Origin of the sequence: Polaribacter sp. IC073 (assembly GCF_007997075.1) — a bacterium.
In the GTDB taxonomy this organism is placed as follows: Bacteria; Bacteroidota; Bacteroidia; order Flavobacteriales; family Flavobacteriaceae; genus Polaribacter.
Genome location: NZ_VORS01000008.1, coordinates 14,897 through 34,636 on the forward strand (window position 1 = coordinate 14,897; position 19,740 = coordinate 34,636).

10 protein-coding genes are annotated in these 19,740 nt (G+C 31.6%); 7 read left to right on the plus strand and 3 right to left on the minus strand.

The features are described from left to right. The first annotated feature begins 89 nt into the window (after positions 1-89). The 3 genes from ES045_RS12300 (at position 90) to ES045_RS12310 (ending at position 6,247) form a co-directional block, all read left to right on the plus strand. On the plus strand, positions 90-2,918 hold the full coding sequence (locus tag ES045_RS12300) for a M16 family metallopeptidase (RefSeq protein ID WP_147116589.1): 2,829 nt from the start codon (positions 90-92) through the stop codon (positions 2,916-2,918). Between the two features lie 11 nt (positions 2,919-2,929). Then, a complete protein-coding gene (locus tag ES045_RS12305) occupies positions 2,930-4,909 on the plus strand; it encodes a protein-disulfide reductase DsbD family protein (RefSeq protein ID WP_147116590.1) in 1,980 nt (659 codons plus the stop codon). A gap of 237 nt (positions 4,910-5,146) precedes the next feature. Next, positions 5,147-6,247, plus strand: a complete 1,101-nt coding sequence (locus ES045_RS12310; protein WP_147116591.1) for a mechanosensitive ion channel family protein — start codon at positions 5,147-5,149, stop codon at positions 6,245-6,247. A 99-nt stretch (positions 6,248-6,346) separates the two neighbouring features. Here the strand turns inward: ES045_RS12310 and ES045_RS12315 are convergent, their stop codons facing one another. The 3 genes from ES045_RS12315 to kduI form a co-directional block, all read right to left on the minus strand. Further along, positions 6,347-7,522 carry a DUF4861 family protein gene (locus ES045_RS12315; RefSeq protein ID WP_147116592.1) on the minus strand — a complete coding sequence of 392 codons (1,176 nt, stop codon included), beginning with the start codon at positions 7,520-7,522 and terminating at the stop codon, positions 6,347-6,349. 146 nt (positions 7,523-7,668) lie between these two features. Beyond that, the gene (locus ES045_RS12320) at positions 7,669-8,463 is read right to left on the minus strand and encodes a gluconate 5-dehydrogenase (protein ID WP_147116593.1); all 795 of its coding nucleotides are present in this window, start codon (positions 8,461-8,463) and stop codon (positions 7,669-7,671) included. Positions 8,464-8,480: 17 nt separating this feature from the next. Further along, positions 8,481-9,323 carry a 5-dehydro-4-deoxy-D-glucuronate isomerase gene (gene kduI / locus ES045_RS12325; RefSeq protein ID WP_147116594.1) on the minus strand — a complete coding sequence of 281 codons (843 nt, stop codon included), beginning with the start codon at positions 9,321-9,323 and terminating at the stop codon, positions 8,481-8,483. Between the two features lie 162 nt (positions 9,324-9,485). Here kduI and ES045_RS12330 point away from each other — a divergent pair, with 162 nt between their 5' ends. The 4 genes from ES045_RS12330 (at position 9,486) to ES045_RS12345 (ending at position 19,731) form a co-directional block, all read left to right on the plus strand. Further along, the gene (locus tag ES045_RS12330; RefSeq protein WP_147116595.1) at positions 9,486-10,505 is read left to right on the plus strand and encodes a LacI family DNA-binding transcriptional regulator; all 1,020 of its coding nucleotides are present in this window, start codon (positions 9,486-9,488) and stop codon (positions 10,503-10,505) included. 58 nt (positions 10,506-10,563) lie between these two features. After that, a complete protein-coding gene (locus ES045_RS12335) occupies positions 10,564-14,700 on the plus strand; it encodes a hybrid sensor histidine kinase/response regulator transcription factor (RefSeq protein ID WP_147116596.1) in 4,137 nt (1,378 codons plus the stop codon). A gap of 174 nt (positions 14,701-14,874) precedes the next feature. Then, a complete protein-coding gene (locus ES045_RS12340) occupies positions 14,875-18,060 on the plus strand; it encodes a SusC/RagA family TonB-linked outer membrane protein (RefSeq protein ID WP_147116597.1) in 3,186 nt (1,061 codons plus the stop codon). Between the two features lie 12 nt (positions 18,061-18,072). Next, positions 18,073-19,731, plus strand: coding sequence for a RagB/SusD family nutrient uptake outer membrane protein (locus ES045_RS12345; protein ID WP_147116598.1), 1,659 nt, complete (start codon positions 18,073-18,075; stop codon positions 19,729-19,731). The last annotated feature ends 9 nt before the right edge of the window (positions 19,732-19,740 follow it).

A 19,740-nucleotide genomic window follows, 5' to 3' on the forward strand; every position in this document is an offset into this window, starting at 1 on the left:
TTAGTTTTAAATTATAAAAAAAATGCACTGTTCTAAGAACCCTTAGTTCTTCTACTTCAAATAACAAACAATCTTTTTACAACGATACAATGAAAAAATTAATCCTTTTTTTAGTCCTATTAATTGGTTCTAATCTGCATGCGCAAGATTTAGATTTAAACACACAACTTCCAACAAATAACATTGTTAAAAAAGGTGTTTTAAAAAACGGATTAACGTATTATATTTATAATACAGATGTAACCAAAGATGCTGCTAGTTATTATATAATTCAGAATGTAGGTTCGGTTTTAGAAAATGACAAACAACAAGGTTTAGCTCACTTTTTAGAACACATGGCCTTTAATGGTACTAAAAACTTTGCAGGCAAAGGTGTTTTAAATACGTTGCAAAAAGAAGGAGCTGTTTTTGGGCAAGATATTAATGCTTACACTGCTTTTGATGAAACAGTTTATAACATGAACAATATACCGGCAACGCCAGAATTAATAGACACTTGTTTATTAATATTGCGTGATTGGTCTAATGGTTTGTTGTTAACAGATGAAGAAATTGATGCAGAACGCGGTGTTATAAAAGAAGAATGGCGCACCAGACAATCTGGTGGAATGCGAATTTTTAAACAAAGCTTACCTGTAATGTTTAACAATACCATTTATGCAGAACGTATGCCTATTGGGTTAATGGACATTGTAGCTAATTTTGAATACAAAACGCTTAGAGATTTTTACCACGATTGGTACAGAACAGATTTACAGGCAATAGCTATTATTGGCGATGTAGATGTTGAAGAAGTTGAGGCTAAAATAGAAAAACTATTTTCTAATATTCCAGCAATTGAGAATCCAAAAGAACGTTTTATTGTAAACATACCAGACAACGAAGAGATGCTTTATGCATTGGTTCAAGATAAAGAAGTAACCACAGCTCAAATAGAATTTGGTATTAGACACCAAAGACCAAAAACATATGCTAAAGTTAAAGATTTAAAAGATTTCTTAATAGAAAATATGATTACGAGCATGTTTAGTGCTAGAATTAGTGAACTTACTCAAAATCCAAATACACCATTCTTAGGTGCTAGAATTAATTATAGCAAGAATTCTAGAGCAACAAGTTCTTTTTCAGCTTCTATTTCTCCAAAACCAAATCAACAACAAAAGGCTTTTAAAGCGACTTTAACAGAAATAAATAGGGCTGTAAAATTCGGATTCACGCAAGAAGAAATAGACCGAGCTATTGTGCAATTTAAAAATTACTACCAAACTCAAATATCTAAAGAAAGTGATAAATCTCACGCAGCTATTGTGTATGAGATTCAGCAAAATTATTTAGAAAACATCACAATGGTTGATATTTCAAAACAATATCAATTCATAGAAAAAATAGTTGCTAGCTTAAAAAAGGAAGACATACACCAAAGACTGAAACAACTTTATACAGCTAATAACAGATCTCTTATTGTAACTGGTGTTAATGGAAAAAATAATTTGTCTGAAGAAGAAGCGAAAAACATTATCAATCTGGTTGAAAATGACACTACAATAATCGCTTACGCGGATGCTTTTTCTGGTAAAACTTTAATTTCAAATGTTGATATTAAATCAGGTACAATTATTTCAGAAAAGAAAAATAAAGAGGTAGAAGCAACCACATTTAAGTTAAGTAATGGTATAAAAGTGCATTATAAATATACCAACAAGAATAAAAATGATGTAAAATTAGAAGCCGTTAGTTACGGTGGTTTATCGCTTATAAACGATGAAGATTTACCATCTGCGAAATACGCAAGCACTGTAGTGCAACAATCTGGTTTAGGAGATTATTCTGCAACCGATTTAACAAAAGTATTGGCAGGAAAAACGGCGTCTACTTACATAGATATTACCGCTTTAAACGAAAGTATAAATGGATCTTCCGTTACTAAAGATGCAGAAACCATGTTACAAATGGTGCATTTACGTTTTGTAAAACCTCGTTTCGATGAAGATGCATATAAAGTGTTTAAAGGGCAAGTAGATAACTATTTGATAAGAAGAAGTGAAAACATAAATGAGAAAATTCAGGATAGTGTAACGGTAGCTTTGTACGGTAAAAACAATCCTAAGAAAACTATTTTTAATACAAATTTTGCTAGTAAAATTAATTTTAATAAAATAAAGAACATCTATGCAGAACGATTTGCAGATGCGTCTGATTTTGAGTTTTTTATCGTGGGAGATATAGATGAGAATACACTAAAACCTTTATTAGAAAAGTATATCGCAAGTATTCCTACAAACAATACAAAAGAAGTTTGGAAAGATAATTCTACACCATGGTTGCACAATACAATCGATAAAGATGTGTTCTTAAAAATGGAAGATCCTAAAAGTACGGTAAGAATTTCTTATAAAAATGATTACAAGTACAGCTTAAAGAATAATATAATGGCACAAGCGTTGGCAGATATTTTAAGCTTAAGATATATGGATCTTTTACGTGAAGATGAAGGCGGAACGTACGGTGCTAGTGCTTATGGTAGTGTAACCAAAAGACCAAACGAGCAAGCAAATCTTTGGGTACAGTTTGACTGCAACCCAGATAAAGTTGAAAAGTTGGTTGCTATTGTTCACAGCGAATTAAAAAAAGTAGCAGCAGGAGTTATTTCTGAGGCAGATTTAGAAAAAACAAAAAATAATTATCTAAAAGAATACAAGCAGCAACAAGATTATAATAGCTACGAAATGAGTCTTCTAGTTAATTTTTATCGCGAAGGATATAATATGAATGCCTCTAAAAATTTCGAAGACATCGTAAAAAATTTAAAAGTAAAAGATATAAAGACGTTTGCGAAAAATTTAATAGCAAATGCAAAATCGTATGAAATAATTATCAAGCCATTAAAAGATCCGATTGAAAAAATGGAGTCTAAATAATATAGAGAAAGATGAAAAAAATAATTTTAATCCTAACATTAATTCTAAGTTTTAACACGTTTTCACAAGTGTTTAAACCTGTAAAATGGGCTACATCTGTAGAGAAACTGTCCGAAACTGAATATAATTTAGTAGCAAAAGCAACAATCGATTTTGGTTGGCACTTGTATTCACAGGTAGTTCCAGAAGGTGGACCAATTCCTACGGATTTTACTTTTGAAACGAATGAAAATTATGCTTTAATTGGTGGTGTTGTAGAAGATGAAGGGCATACAGTTGATGATCCTGTTTTTATGATGAAAATTAAGTTTTTCGAAAACAGTGCAACATTTCAACAGAGAATAAAAGTTGTAGATGCAACCCTTTCTAGTGTTATAGGAGAAGTAGAATTTATGGTGTGTGATGATACTAAATGTCTGCCACCAACATATGTAGATTTAGAATTTAATTTACAAAATGCAATTCTTAAAAAAGCAATAGTAGTAAAAAAAGGCAATGCAACTACCGTCTCTTCAGACAAAGCAGAAGAGATTAAAAATCCAAATAAAGAAAGTGACAATAAAGGCTTACTATCTATTTTCTTTATTGCATTTATTTCTGGTTTTGCGGCATTGTTAACTCCGTGTGTTTTTCCAATGATACCAATGACGGTTAGTTTTTTTACCAAACAAAGTAAAACCAAAGCAAAAGGAATTAAAAATGCTATTATTTACGGATTATCAATCATTGTAATTTATGTTTTATTAGGTGTTTTAGTAAGTCTTCTTTTTGGGGCAGATGCTTTAAATGCACTTTCTACAAATGTTTGGTTTAATGTAATTTTCTTTGTTTTGCTATTAGTTTTTGCGGCATCATTTTTAGGAGCCTTTGAAATTATGTTACCAAATTCTTGGGCAAATAAAGTAGATTCTCAAGCAGATAGAGGTGGTTTAGTTGGTATTTTCTTTATGGCATTAGCACTCGCTATTGTCTCTTTTTCTTGCACAGGACCAATTGTTGGTACATTGTTGGTTGAAGCTGCTGCTGGAGGTAGCCAAATAGGACCAATTATTGGTATGTTAGGCTTTTCTTTGGCAATTGCATTGCCATTTGCATTATTTGCTGCTTTTCCTGGTTGGTTAAATTCATTGCCAAAATCTGGAGGATGGTTAAATACCGTAAAAGTAGTTTTAGGGTTTTTAGAGCTAGCTTTGGCTTTCAAGTTTTTATCGAATGCAGATTTAGTTTTACAATTACACTGGTTAGAAAGAGAGGTTTTTATCGCTATTTGGATTGCCATTTTTGGTACATTGACCTTATATCTTTTTGGAAAAATTCAATTACCACATGATTCACCATTGAAACATATTTCTGTAGGTAGATTAGGTTTAGGGCTATTTTCTTTAACGTTTACCTTGTACATGTTGCCAGGATTATGGGGCGCACCGTTAAATATAATTAGTGCTTTTCCACCACCACAACATTACAGCGAATCTCCTTACGGCGTTGGATACATGAAATTAGGTTCTGGAGGCGCTTCTAATATAGACGTTCCTGATGGAGCACATTTAATGGCACCACACAATATTTTAGCTTTTAATGATTTTGATAAAGGTTTGGCATATGCAAAAAAGGTAGGCAAGCCCGTAATGATCGATTTCACAGGACATGCTTGTGTAAATTGTAGAAAAATGGAACAAAATGTTTGGGTTAAACCTAAAATTTTGCAAATGCTTAAAAAAGATGTGGTACTTATTTCCTTATATGTAGATGATAAAAGACCTTTAAAGGAAAGCGAAATAGTAGATTCTAAATTGAGACCAGGAAAAAAACTAAAATACATTGGTCAGAAATGGAGTGAGATGCAAACCATAAAATACAAAACAAATACACAGCCCTTTTATGTTTTAATAAATCATAAAGAAGAGGATTTAAACACTCCTGTAGGGTACACACCAGATGCAGAAGAATATTACAACTGGATGAAAGAAGGAGTAGAAAATTTTAAATAGTACTATTTGGATTAGTTTTTTATTCTTAACCCCTAATTATAAGGATAAAAATAAAAGGATTGTAGCAATACAATCCTTTTTTGATTTTAGACGAAAGTATGAGAAAAAAATCAACAGCATATTTTATACATTATAATCAGAAAAATATTAGCTAAAAACTCTTAACTTTAAAATTAAAGTATAAAATACCAGTGTGTAAAAAATAAATAAACTATTACAATCGCTAAAAGTAAAATAATGAAAGATTTTTTGATAACCTATAAAGGATATATGTATTGGGTGGTAGGAGTTCTAATTGCTGTAATTATACTGCGCTTTTTAACAAACTTACTGCATAATTGGCTGCTAAAAAAAGAGCTGGAAAAATTTCCAGAAGAGCAACCTAAAACAGTTAACTTAGTTAAAAGAATTCTAAATGCATTATGGGTTGTTTTAGGATTAATTGGGATGAGTTTTATTTTTGTCGGTGAAAATAAGTATGCCATTATTTTAAAAAATATAGAACTCGTTTTATATTTAGGTTTAATGGCGGTATTTACAATCGTGGCAGCTGCAACAACAAACATGTGGTTCAAAACATCTATAGAACGTAAAGTAAAACACAATGATGATCCTACCAGTCTACAGTTTTTGAGAAATGTAATTGTTGTTGTTATTTATTTTTTAGGAATTGTTTTATGTTTATTGGCTTTTCCATCGATGCGAGGTTTGGCTCATACTGCTTTAGGTGGTGCAGGTGTTATTGCTCTAATTGCTGGTGTTGCTTCCCAAGAAGCATTGTCTAATGTTATTGGTGGTATATTTATCATTTCATTTAAGCCTTTTAAAATAGGAGACTTAATAAAAGTAACAGATGACATGGTTGGTACTGTTACAGATATTACCTTACGTCATACTATAATTCGGAATTTTGAAAACAAAATGATTGTGATCCCTAACGCAATAATTAATAAAGAAAAATTAATTAATTACGATTTAGGAGAATTGAAGTGTTGTGAACGAATTGAAATTAAAATAGGGTTTGATAGCGATGTAGATGTTGCCAAAAGGATAATGCAAGAAGAATGTGAAGCACATCCGTTATTAATGGACAATAGATCTTTTCAAGAAAAAAAAGAAGGCAAACCTATTGCTAAAACAGCTTTAATAGAGATGAGCGAGTATTGTGTGACGTTAAGAGTTTGGGCTTGGGCACATAATTTTTCTGACTGTTTTCAGCTAAAAATTGATGTTTTAGAAACGATAAAAAAGCGTTTCAAAGAAAATAATATAGAAAGACCTTCACCAAACAGAACCATTATTTTTCAGGATAAAAAAACCGATTTAGAAACGACGTAATTCTATTTTTTGATGACTTATTGTCAAGATGATTTCATATTTTAAAACTAAAGAAGGATTGCACAATTGCAATCCTTCTTTAATTTTAAAAAGAAAATGTTATTTAATATCAACTTGTAACGGGTTGTTAATCTGTTTCGAGAATTTATTTAAATAATCTTCCCAGTCTTGTTTCGAAGTAAATTGTTTGCTTTTTAACCAACCAAAACCTGCATAGTAAACTACTTTATGATCCTTTACATTTAAATGAGCATATCCGTTGCTTAAATCTTTTGTTTCTACATCATATTTTTCAAAACCTTTAAAAGTGCTTTTGTCTGCAATAATTGCAGTTCCTAATTCTGAATCTGCATGAGGTTGCCAATAACTTACCCATCCATTTTTATCATTACCAGTAACTTCGCCGTCTTTTTCATGCAACGTTAAACCCGCAGAAATGGTGTCTGTTCCTTCAATATTTGTAGAAAATTTAGAAAAATTACTTCCTAAATCTAAACTAATTGTTTTAGATTCTGTGATGGTTTTACCAGCAGCATCCCAACTTTCATATTCTAAATAAAAACTAGTTCTAATTGGTCCCGTGGTAATTGTTGTCCATTTTGTGTAGTTTTTAGAAAGATAATAAGTGCTATCAACCTTAACAGCAATACCACCAACTCCACGACTCACACCAACATGAAAATCATCTAAACCTTCACCTGTATCTTCGTGATAGCTTCCTGTTTTGTCTACCATCGTTTCTTTGTACCACTTGTTAATTATAGGATATTCTACTCTTTTTAACCAAGCATCTACACCACTAGATAAAGTTCCTCCAGGAATATTGTCTTCTATCATTTTTTGAGCAACGGGTCCATACACTCTAAAAGCAACTTTGTTGTTTTCCCAAGTATAATCATCTGTACGTTCTGGTACAAAACGAGAGTAACAGAAGTCTTCTGCTTTCGGGTTTTCTGCAGCTGTAATGCTTACAACTTCGAAGCTTATTTCTGAATTTGCGGCCATTTTAGGTTGAAATAAAAGTTCATCCATAGCACCATCTCCATCAATATCTACAAGCTGGGTAACCTCAAGTTGTCCTGTTTTTACATTTTTTATTCCAACAGTAGAAAAATCATCAACCTTTAGAGAAGATTTGTTAAGTTCTACGGTTTCGAAAGTACGTTCAAAATCGAGCATATTTTTCACGGTAATAATTGTGTTTTTTTTCTCTTCAGAACAAGAAAACACAACGGTTACAATTAATAAATAGGATAGTTTTTTTAAAGTGTTCATTGTTTATTCATTTTAAAAATTAATGTTCTTGGATGCAAATAGGTTCGATGAATTTATAGTTTATAGGTCTAAAAATAGCAATAAGACCCCACAGGTTTTTAAAACTTGTGAGGTCTGAAAACTGTTATTTTTACTGCTATTAAAGACTAATCTTCGTTTGCAGGTTTACCAATAGTAGCTAAAATTCCGCCATCAACATATACTACATGTCCGTTTACAAAATCACTAGCCTTAGAGCTTAAAAAGATTGCTGCCCCTTGTAAGTCATCTGGGTTTCCCCATTTTCCTGCAGGAGTTCTTCCTACAATAAAATCGTTAAAAGGATGCCCATCTACTCTAATTGGTTCTGTTTGGCTGGTTGCAAAATAGCCAGGACCAATTCCGTTTGTTTGAATATTAAATTTAGCCCATTCTGTTGCCATATTCTGAGTCAACATTTTTAAACCTCCTTTTGCAGCTGCGTAAGCACCAACAGAGTTTCTACCTAACTCGCTCATCATAGAGCAAATGTTTATAATTTTACCACTTTTTCTTTCAATCATGCCTTTTACAACATGTTTAGAAACAATAAAAGGCGCTACTAGATCAACATCTATTACAGCTTTAAAGTCTGCAACTTCCATCTCTACTAACGGAGTTCTTTTGATAATACCTGCATTGTTCACTAGAATATCAATATGACCAACTTCTGCTTCAATTTTTGCTACATTTTCTTTTACAGCATTTTCATCTGTAACATTAAAAAGATACCCATAAGCATCAATTCCTGCTGCTTTGTATTCTAGAACGGCTTTGTCTAATTTTTCTTGTGAAGAGTTTCCGTTTACAACAATTTTAGCACCCGCGTTTCCAAGACCTTTTGCCATTGCCATACCAAGACCATGTGTTGCACCTGTAATAAGTGCTACTTTTCCTGATAAATCAAATAAGTTAATAGACATAATTTATTTTTTTAAGTTTATCTTAATTCGTTAATTTTACAATGATCCATGTCTCCATAATCTAAATTTTCACCTGCCATTCCCCAAATAAAAGAATAACTACTTGTACCAGAACCAGAGTGAATAGACCAAGGTGGTGAAATTACTGCTTGGTTGTTAGCCATCCAGATATGTCTTGTTTCTGTAGGTTCTCCCATAAAGTGAGAAACTGCTTGATCTGAAGCAATTTCAAAGTAGAAATATACTTCCATTCTTCTATCATGTACGTGTGCTGGCATTGTGTTCCAAGAGCTTCCTGGTTTAATGGTTGTCATTCCCATTTGTAATTGGCATACTTCTACAACGCTGTTTACAATGTACTTTCTTAATGTTCTTGCATTTGCAGTTTCAGGAGCTCCTAATTCTATCGTTTCAACATCATCTTTCCCTATTTTTTTAGTAGGAAAAGCTTTGTGAGCAGGAGTAGAGTTTAAATAAAATAAAGCGGGGTTGCTTGCAGACTCGCTAGAGAATTCTACATTTTTGTTTCCTTGCCCAACATATAAAGCTTCTTTATGCTCTAAAACGTATGCTGTACCATCTACAGTAACTTTTCCTTTTTGACCTACATTTATAATTCCTAATTCTCTTCTGTCTAAAAAATTTTCGGCTTTTAAAGGATCTATAGATTCTAATTTTAAAGTAGAATTTGTTGGTACTGCACTACCTGTAATAAAACGATCATAATGAGAATACACTAAATTAATAGTGTTCTTTTCCATTAAGTTATCTATTAAAAACTCTTCTCTAATTCTTGCGGTATCATAAGTTTTTACATCTTTTGGTGCTGCTGCATATCGTGTACTAAAGTTTGTTTTCATCATTATATTTTTTATTGAAATTGAATGTTTTTTCTTAATTATATTACAAAAGTAAGAAAAAAAACATTAAAATACAATCGATTGTATTTTAATGTTTTTATATTTGCTTTCAACTAAACAACATAATATGTTTAATTTAGTCAATGATAATTTAGAATTTTAATGGACAATACTGAGATAACGATACATGATATTGCTGAAATTTTAGGGATAAATAGCTCTACGGTTTCTCGAGCTTTGAATAATAGTTCTAGGGTCGCTCAGAAAACCAAGGATAAAATATTAAAAAAAGCAACAGAGTTAGGATATCAGCGAAACCATTTAGCTTCTAATTTAAGAAAAAGAAAAACCTTTACTATAGGTGTAATTGTACCAAGAATATCGCGTCATTTTTTCTCATCTGCAATTGCAGGAATTGAAGAAACTGCTTTTAAAGCTGGTTATAACGTTATTATTTGTCAGTCTTTAGAAAGCTTAGAAAGAGAAAAAAGTATTATAGATACGTTGTTAGCAAATAGAGTAGATGGTGTTTTAATTTCTATTTCTATGGAAACTAAAAATTATGATCATTTAAAGGGATTAAAACAAAGAAAGATACCGTTTGTTTTTTTTGACAGACATTGCGATATAGCAGAAAACAGTAAAGTTGTAATAGATGATTTTAATGCTGCATTTACTGCTGTAGAGCATTTAATTGAAAAAAACAGCACGAATATTGCTCATTTTTCTGGCCCACAAAATTTAGAAATTTATAAAAACAGATTTAAAGGCTACAAGGCTGCGTTAGAAAAACATAAGATTCCTTTTAGAGAAGAATTGGTTGTTTCTTCTAGTTTAATGGAAAAAGATGGTGCACAAAATGTACAAAAAATATTAGCGCTACCGTATAAAATAGATGGCTTGTTTTGCGCAAATGATGTAGTTGCTATTGGTGCAATTCAATATTTGAGAAAAATAAAAATTAGAGTTCCAGAAGATATTGCTATTGTTGGCTTTAGTAACGAAACTATTTCTTCGGTTATTGAACCCGCTTTAACTACTATAAATCAATCTGGCATGCAAATAGGTGAAGCTGCTACAAATTTATTGTTAGCTAAAATTTCTAATGAAAATAAAAAGCAAATTCATGAAACTATTATTGTTAAAACAAATTTAATTGAACGCAAATCTACGTTAAGGTGATTTAATTTTTTTACATTTAACTTTTACATATTATGAAATTATTACGTAAATTTTTTTAATGAATTTTAAAAATATATTATTTTTTCTTTCTTTTGTTTTGGTACTATTTTCTGCCAAAGCACAAGATTTCTCTAGTAGCAATCAGCTCTTAAAGTTTAAGCAATTTTCTTTAACAGAAGGCCTGTCTCAAAGCTCTGTATTGTGTATTCTGCAAGATTCTAGAGGTTTTATATGGTTTGGTACTAGAGATGGATTGAATAAGTATGATGGCCATACTTTTATTACTTACCGATATAATTACAGAGATAAAAATAGTATAAGTAATAGTTATATAAAAACCCTATTAGAAGATAAGAATGGTACAATTTGGATTGGTACAAACAACGGTTTAAACAAATACATTCCGCATGAAGATAACTTCGAAAGAGTTAAGCAATCTAACTTAGATGGTAGTTTAATTAATAATGAAATATGGAGCTTAGCTTCTATAGATAAAAATTATTTGTGGGTTGGTACCAATGCAGGGTTAGAGAAATTTAATATAAAGACCGCAAAAAGTGAACATATTTTTAATAAAGCGAATACTTCCAAAGCTTTATTAGAAAATCAAATTAGATCTTTATTTGTTGCATCAAACCAAGATTTATGGATCTGTAATAGACAGAATATCTCTGTTTACAATGATAAAAAAAAGGAGTTTAAACAAATTTCTTATCCTATAACTCAAGTAAGAAAATCTACTATAAGTTATGCGCCTGTTATATTTCAAGATGCTAGTGATGTTATTTGGTTAGGCTACAGAGATGGTTTAGCCGTTTTTAATCCAGAGAAAAATAAGTTTGAACATTTTGAAATAAATTCAAAAAACACCACTACAATTAATGATGAAGTAAGAGACATTCATCAAGATTTTTATGGCAATATTTGGGTAGGAACTTATAAAGGTTTGTATATTATTGATAAGGATAAAACAACTATAAACCATTATGAACATGACGAAAATAACTTAAATAGCTTAAGCCAGAATTCAATTTACAGCATTATTGGTGATACAAAAGGAGATGTTTGGATTGGTACCTATGCTGGCGGAATAAATTATTATGATAGAAGTTTCGACCTTTTTAAAAACTACTACGCTGGGTCAAATAACTACAAGCTAAATTATAAAGTAGTAAGTGATATTGTAGAAGACAACGCTAATAATTTATGGATTGGTACAGAAGGTGGAGGTGTTAATTTTTTAGATAAAAAAACCGACAAGTTTACCTATTACACACATGATAAGAATAACGCCAAAAGCATTAGTGCTAATAACGTAAAGTCTCTTATTAAAACAAAAAAAGGTAATTTTTGGATTGGTACACATGATGGTGGTTTAAATTTCTTAAATCCGAAGAAAAAACCTTACACTTTTTTAAAATATAGAAGTGATTCCAATGACTCAACTAGTTTAAGTAGCGATAGAATTATATCTTTATTTGAAGACGATAAAGAGAATATTTGGGTAGGAACCTCTGGTGGAGGATTAAACATGTTAAATGTAAAAGAAAATTCATTTTTAAGAATTGAAGAAGCAACTTCTTTTATAGGAGATTTTGTGTACAATATATCAGAAACAAATGACAAAGAGGTGCTGTTAATTTCTGGAAATGAAGGGTTGGCTAAAATTAATATAAATTCTAAAAAAATAACTTCAATAGCCTACCAAAAGAAAAGCGAAGAATTAGAAAATGCGGCAATAACATTATGTGCCTATGAAGATGAATTTAATAATATTTGGATTGGTACAGAAGGTGATGGAGTGTTTTATTACAATACGAAAACCCAAAACAGTATTCGATACGGAACCAAAGATGGTTTACCAAACCAGGTGATTTATTCCATTTTACCAGATGACTATAATAATTTATGGTTTAGCACAAACAAAGGAATAAGTAGATTAAATTTAAACACATGTCAATTTAAGAATTTTGATGTTTCTGATGGATTGATAAGTAATGAGTTTAATTACAATTCTAAAATTAAATTAGAGAATAAACAGTTAATGTTTGGGAGTGCAAACGGTATCGTCTTTTTCAATCCAGAAAAAATAGCCGAAAATGCATTTATCCCCTCTGTTTATGTAACCTCGTTTTCGGTAAATAATAAACCTTATTTATCAGGAACAAGAATTGGCAAAAAAATTACGCTTACGCACGATCAAAGTGTTTTTAGTTTCAGTTTTATAGCATTGAGTTACTCGCAACCAGATAAAAATAAATATGCCTATAAGTTAGAGGGTTTCGATACAAGTTGGAATTATATTGGCAATAAAAAGTCTGCAACCTACACAAATTTAGATGCAGGTAAATATCTGTTTAAGGTAAAAGCATCTAATAGTGATGGTCTTTGGAATGAGAAAGGACGAGCTGTTATTGTGAGGATATTGCCTCCGTTATGGAAAACTTGGTGGGCATATTTTATCTATATCTTAGTAATTATTGGTGCGTTATTGTTGATTAGAAAGTATAGTTTGTTAAGAATTTATGAGAAAAATGAATTAAAACAAGAACGCTTAGAGAAAGAAAAAATAGAAGAAATAAATAGTTTAAAATTAAAACTATTTACAAATATTTCGCATGATTTTAGAACGCCACTAACATTAATTATTGGGCCTCTAGAAAGAATGTTAAAGAATAACGAAGGAACTAGTTTTGTGCAAAAGCAGCATCAAATAATGTACAGAAATGCCAGTGTTTTATTACAATTAATAAATCAGTTATTAGATTTTAGAAAAAATGAATCTGGTAAATTAAAACTAAAAGCATCTCATAACAATATTGTTTCTTTTGTAGAAAATATAAAAGTATCTTTTGACGAGTTGGCAAATTATAGAGAAATAGACTACAGCTTTAAATCTAATGAAGAGGTTTTAGATGTTTGGTTCGATGTTGTAAATCTAAAAAAAGTAATTTTTAATTTACTTTCAAATGCATTTAAATTCAGTGCAGATAGTAGTAAAATTAAGATTAGAATTTCTACGGTAGAAAAAGGTAAGAAAAAACAACCGTTTGTTAAAATTGAAATTAAAGATACCGGACGAGGAATTCCTAAAAAGAATCTAAAGTTTGTGTTTGACCGATTTTATCAAATAGAGAGAGATGAAAATTCGCGTTCTGGTACTGGTATTGGTTTGGCTTTAGCTAAAAGTGTTATAGAACTTCATAGTGGTTCTATAAAGGTAAAAAGCAAAGAAGAAGAAGGTACTTCATTTATAATTTTAGTGCCTTTTGGGAATGCTCATTTAACAGAAGACCAAATGATTTCTGAATCTAATGAAATAGAAAATATTAATTTTTATGAAGATGCTTCAGTAGATTATTTACAAGAAAAGGCTAAAAATGTAGCAGCTGTAAAACCAGAAATAAACGATAATATTCCAACACTTTTATTGGTAGAAGACAATACAGAGGTGCGTTTCTTTATCAAGCAAATTTTTGAAGGGAATCACAATATCTTAGAAGCAGAAAATGGTGCAATTGCTTTAGAAATTGCAAAAAATAATGCCATCGATTTAATTATTAGTGATGTAATGATGCCAATTATGAATGGTATTGAACTTTGTAAAAATATTAAGAAAGATGTGATAACAAGTCATATTCCTGTTTTATTATTAACAGCTAAAACTTCACAAGATTCTCAAAAAGAAGGGTATAAAATTGGTGCAGATGCCTATGTAACCAAACCTTTTGATGCGAGTATTCTAGAGCAAAAAGTAAAAAACCTTTTACAAACAAGACAAAACTTAATTAAGAAATTTAAAAAGGAAATCATTTTAAAACCTAAAGAGTTAGAAATTACTTCTGCAGATGAAATCTTTTTACAGAAGAGTATTACCTTAATTGAAGAAAATATTAATAACGCAGACTTTACAATAAATGATTTTATTAATGAATTAGGTATGAGTCGTTCTGCACTTTATAGAAAATTAAAAGCATTAACAGGGCAATCTATTACAGAATTTATTAGAACTATAAAATTAAAAAGAGCTGCGCAATTAATAGCACAAACAAAATTAACAATTTCAGAAATTGCATTTGATCTTGGTTTTAATGATTTAAAACACTTCAGAAAATCTTTTAAGAAGTTATTTAATGAATTACCTTCTCAGTACCGTGTAAATAATTCGCGAAAAAAGAATGAAAAACCCGAATAAGAAAAGGGCTTTTTAAACTTTATCTTTTTTTGTATCATTACTCAGATACCCTTTGTTTATCTGTATTTATATGAAAGTAGAACAATAAACCCCACTATAAAGAGCTAACTACCCCCTTTTATTTCTTTAACATCTTGTTAACTTTACGGTATAATTTAAACTAAACAATTAAGGATGAAAAAATATTTGAAACTATCTTTAAACAAATCAAAAGTGAATCGTGTTATTCTCTTTTTATTTTTATTCAGTGCAATAAGTACTTTCTCTACTTATGGGCAGGTAAAAACTATTTCTGGTGTAGTAACAGATGAAATTGGCTCGCCGTTACCAGGAGTCTCGGTAATGGAAACGGGAACACTAAACGGAGTCTCTACAGATTTCGATGGTAAATATTCTCTTCAAGTAAAAGTAGGTACTACAGTTACCTTTAATTATCTAGGGTATAAGCCAATGGTTAAAACGGTTGGTAACGAGAATACATTAAACGTAAGTCTTTCGCCAGATGTTCAAAGTTTAGAAGAAATTGTAGTAATTGGGTATGGTTCAGTTCAGAGAAAAGATGTAACAGGTTCTGTTGCAACGGTAAAAATGGACAAATTAACCGAGGCACCAGTTGTGAATTTCGATCAAGCTTTGGCAGGACGTGTTTCTGGGGTTCAAGTAAGTACCAATAGTGGTGAGCCAGGAGCTAGTGCAACTATTGTTATTAGAGGTGGTAACTCAATAAACGGTGATAACTCACCTTTGTATGTAGTAGATGGTTTTATTGTAGATAACTTTGACCCAGGAATTGTAGATCCTTCAGATATTGAATCTATGTCTGTTTTAAAGGATGCATCTGCAACTGCTATTTATGGGGTTCGTGGTGCTAATGGTGTAATCATAATTAATACAAAACGTGCTAAGGTAGGGCAAACTAAAGTTAGTTATTCAACACGATTGGATGTTAAAAATGTTTCAAAAACATTAGAGGTATTAGAACCTTATGAATTTTTAAAACTAGGTGAAGAAATAAACTTTAATAATATAGCATCGCGTTTTTATTCAATTCGTCCTGGTGGACCTAGTAGCCCTGGTGTAATTGTTGGTGATGCAGAAGATTATAGAAATACAGTAGGTAGAGACTGGCAGGATGAAGCATTTAGAACAGCTTATACAAAAACTCATAAGCTTGATATATCTAGCGGAACCGAAAAAACTAGGTTTAACGCATCGTTAAATGCGGTTGACGATCAAGGTACTTTAATGAAGTCGGAATATAGTAGGCTAAATGGTAGAATGACTGTACATCATAAAGTTAATGATAAATTAGATGCAACCGTTGATGTGATGTATACAAGTACTGAACAAGAAGGTATTGGCGTTAACGGAACTAGTTCTTATTCTTTTTTAAGAAGTTTGTTAACATATACCAATGTAGCAAATCAATTTGTAGAATATGAAGATGGTTTTGATCCTTTATCTCAAGTAAGCGAAAATTTTGATGAAACGAATGCTGTAGTTTGGCACCCGATTGTATCATTAAATAATGAATATAGAAAAAATCAGGTTGATCGTTTTATAGCTAATTTTAGCTTGAAGTATAAAATAAACTCCGATTTTAGAGTTGAAACTAAGGCAAGTTTTAATCGCCAGACTAGAACTTCGGGAAGTTTTAATAATAGCAAAACAGTTTATGGTCGATTAATAAATCCAATAGAAGGTATTAATGGTAGTATAAGAGAACAAAAATGGAAAAACTTCTCTTCGGTGAACACCTTAAATTATAAAAAGAAATTTGGCAATCATACAATAGATGCATTGTTTGGGGTTACTTTAAATATTAATAAAAATGAATTAGCAAGCGTTTCAGCTAAAGAGATTCCACAATACCTTGAGGGATTAGGAATTAACTCTATAGACGGAGGAGAGCTAAAAGATGAAAATGATACTTATGGTACAAGTGAGTCTAGGATTTTCTCTGTATTATCAAGAGTAAATTATGGCTATAAAGGCAAGTACTTATTTACAGCTTCACTAAGACGTGATGGTTCTTCAAATTTTCCTAAAAAAAATAATATTGGGTACTTCCCATCTGCAGCATTTTCATGGAATGCAGATAGAGAAAATTTTATAAAAGACCTAAATGTATTCTCACAATTGAAGTTTAAAGCAGGGTATGGTAAAACGGGTAATGATAGATTTGATAGTAGTGCTAGATTTGAGATCTTGACAGATAATTTAGCGAATTACCCTTTTGGTGGAGCTACTGTTTCAGGACAACGCCCTCCAAGTTCTGGAGCCAATGACAACTTACTTTGGGAAACAACAGATCAGGTGAATGTTGGTTTAGACATGGGCTTCTTTCAGGGTAGACTATCTTTTTTAGTTGAAGTGTATCAAAAAGACACGAAAGATTTACTTTTAAATGCTGATGTTGCTCAATCGGTAGGTTATAGTGAAAAATGGGTAAATACTGGGCATGTAAGAAATAGAGGTTTGGAAGTTAGTTTTAATACGGTAAATATAAAAACTAAAGATTTTAGCTGGATTTCAGATTTTAATATCTCTTTTAATCAAAATAGCGTTCAATCTTTACCTGAAGGAAAATCAATTTTTGGAACGCCTAATTATTTCTTTAGACTAAATAAACCACAGTTTATTGTTCAAGAAGGTAAGCCATTAGGTAATATGTACGGACGTATCTCTGATGGTGTATATCAACCAGAAGATTTTGTAAATTACGATCCTACAGCTGCTTCACACACATTGCGTCCAGGTCAGCCTTATTATAAAGGAAGTCACCAAGCAGGGGATGAAAAGTTTAAAGATATCGATGGTAATGGACAAATAACAGATGGCGATAAAACTATTATTGGTAATGCTTTAGCAAAACACTATGGTGGTTTTGGAAATACCTTTAATTACAAAAACATTCAATTAAGTACATTTTTACAATGGTCTTATGGTAATGACATTTTAAATGCCAATAGATTGGTGTTTGAAAACATGGAAAATGCAGGTCAAAACCAATTGGCAACAACACTTAACAGATGGACTTGGGAAAACCAAAACACAACAATGCATAGAGCAGGTGGACAAGGAGTTGAAGACATCTCTTCTAGAGTTATAGAAGATGGTTCTTTTATTAGATTAAAAACCGTTAATCTTTCTTATAAGTTTTCTAAAGATGTTTTAGAAAAATTAAAAATTAACAGTTTAGAAATGTTTCTATCGGGACAAAACCTAATCACTTGGACAAACTATTCTGGTTTTGATCCAGAGGTTTCAACACAAAGATCATTAATTATGCCTGGTGTTGATTATTCGTCTTATCCAAAGGCTAGAACATTCAGTTTAGGCCTAAATGTATCATTTTAAAAAAAAGAAATCATGAGAATAAAATTTATAATAGCAACCATCTTTACCGCCTTTTTAATGCAAGGTTGTGATGATCAATTAGATATATTGCCAAATGACAATATATCTTCAGAAACCTTATACAAGACTGAAGCAGGTGCCTTGGCAGGATTAGCAGGTGCATATAGCCGTGTTTTACAGGTGTATAGAGATGCTATCATCAATGGACAGTATCCAACAGGTTGGACAGATGAAGGTTTTTACAAGCGAAAAGGGCTTCAAAATATTATTAAAAATAATTTTACAGCATCAGATCCTGTATTGGGCAGAATATGGGCACAATATTATGAAGGTGTTGCAGCTGCAAACTCTTTATTGATTGGGGTTCGAAACTCAGAATTAGATGAAGCTGTGAAGTTAGAATATGAAGCAGAAGCGCGTTTTTTAAGAGGTTTTTTATATTTTGATATACAAAAAGCATTTGGTGGTATTCAAGGAATTCCAATGCCTTTAGAAGCTGAGTTTATTACTAAGGAATTATTACCTAGAACTCCAGGTATCGACGTGTACAGACAAATTATTGCAGATTTAGAATTTGCAGAAAAGCATTTACCAACCGCTACTGAAGCAATAGGTGGTAGAGGAAATAAAAGTGCGGCTAGAGGATTAATAGCGAGAGCTTATATTTTTATGGCAACGGCTCCTTTTAATGAAGCAGGTGCTTATGAGAAAGCTGCTGCATGGAGTAAAAAGGTTATAGATGATCCATATCATGAATTAAACCCACAATATCAAGATGTTTTTAACGAACTTGGAAGAGGGAACTATGAGACTAAGGAAACTTTATTTCAAATAGGGTTTTCCCTTGAAGGTATTAATCCGCAATTATCTAATTTAGGTTCTGGTTTTGGAATGCTATTTGAAGATGAAAATTGTGCTACAAAAGGGGCACGTCTAAAAGGTAAAGCTTATGGGAATACTTTTGCTAATGTAACTTTGGTTTTAAAATATAGATCAGATCCTGATGACGAAAGAGGTTTGTGGAACACACTTCCATTTTATAATAAAAGAGACGGTAGCTGTACATTACAATTAGAAAGCTCTCAGTTTTCTTATGCGGCTTCAAAATACCGTAGGTTTTTAGAGCCTGATCCTACCTTTAATAGTTGGGGGTCTCATCATTGGCCAGTAATCCGTTTGTCTGAAATGTATTTAATATATGCAGAAGCACTTGTTAATACAGATCCAGCGAAAGCATTAAAAGCGGTTAACGATGTAAGAAATAGAGCGAATGCTACACCTTTGACTGCAATTTCAGATGAGGCTATACAAGAAGAGTATTTGCTAGAATTATGTTTTGAAGGACACCGTAAATTCGATCTTGTAAGATGGGGAATCTTAGAGGAAACAGTATATGCAACAAGAGATGCAGTAAGAGCTTTAGAGGCTGATACGAGCTTTATGAATGAAGATTGGGTTACTTTTGGTGAATATTCATTAGATGCTAATGACATTCCAATAATTGACACTACTAACCCTACAAACACAGTTCCTAGAAGAAATACCATGAGCACAAACTGGAGTTATTATGAAGGTTATGAGGACTTTGTGCCAAGTAAGAATTATATACTTCCTATTCCTGCACAAGAATTGGGTGTAAATACTAATTTAAAACAAACCACTGGTTGGTAAAAAAAAGAA

Excerpts from the sequence above, each read along its gene's own strand:
- ES045_RS12300 (WP_147116589.1), top strand. The coding sequence starts at position 90 with ATGAAAAAATTAATCCTTTTTTTAGTCCTATTAATTGGTTCTAATCTG.
- ES045_RS12305 (WP_147116590.1), top strand. The coding sequence starts at position 2,930 with ATGAAAAAAATAATTTTAATCCTAACATTAATTCTAAGTTTTAACACG.
- ES045_RS12310 (WP_147116591.1), top strand. The coding sequence starts at position 5,147 with ATGAAAGATTTTTTGATAACCTATAAAGGATATATGTATTGGGTGGTA.
- ES045_RS12315 (WP_147116592.1), bottom strand. The coding sequence starts at position 7,522 with ATGAACACTTTAAAAAAACTATCCTATTTATTAATTGTAACCGTTGTG.
- ES045_RS12320 (WP_147116593.1), bottom strand. The coding sequence starts at position 8,463 with ATGTCTATTAACTTATTTGATTTATCAGGAAAAGTAGCACTTATTACA.
- kduI (WP_147116594.1), bottom strand. The coding sequence starts at position 9,323 with ATGAAAACAAACTTTAGTACACGATATGCAGCAGCACCAAAAGATGTA.
- ES045_RS12330 (WP_147116595.1), top strand. The coding sequence starts at position 9,486 with ATGGACAATACTGAGATAACGATACATGATATTGCTGAAATTTTAGGG.
- ES045_RS12335 (WP_147116596.1), top strand. The coding sequence starts at position 10,564 with ATGAATTTTAAAAATATATTATTTTTTCTTTCTTTTGTTTTGGTACTA.
- ES045_RS12340 (WP_147116597.1), top strand. The coding sequence starts at position 14,875 with ATGAAAAAATATTTGAAACTATCTTTAAACAAATCAAAAGTGAATCGT.
- ES045_RS12345 (WP_147116598.1), top strand. The coding sequence starts at position 18,073 with ATGAGAATAAAATTTATAATAGCAACCATCTTTACCGCCTTTTTAATG.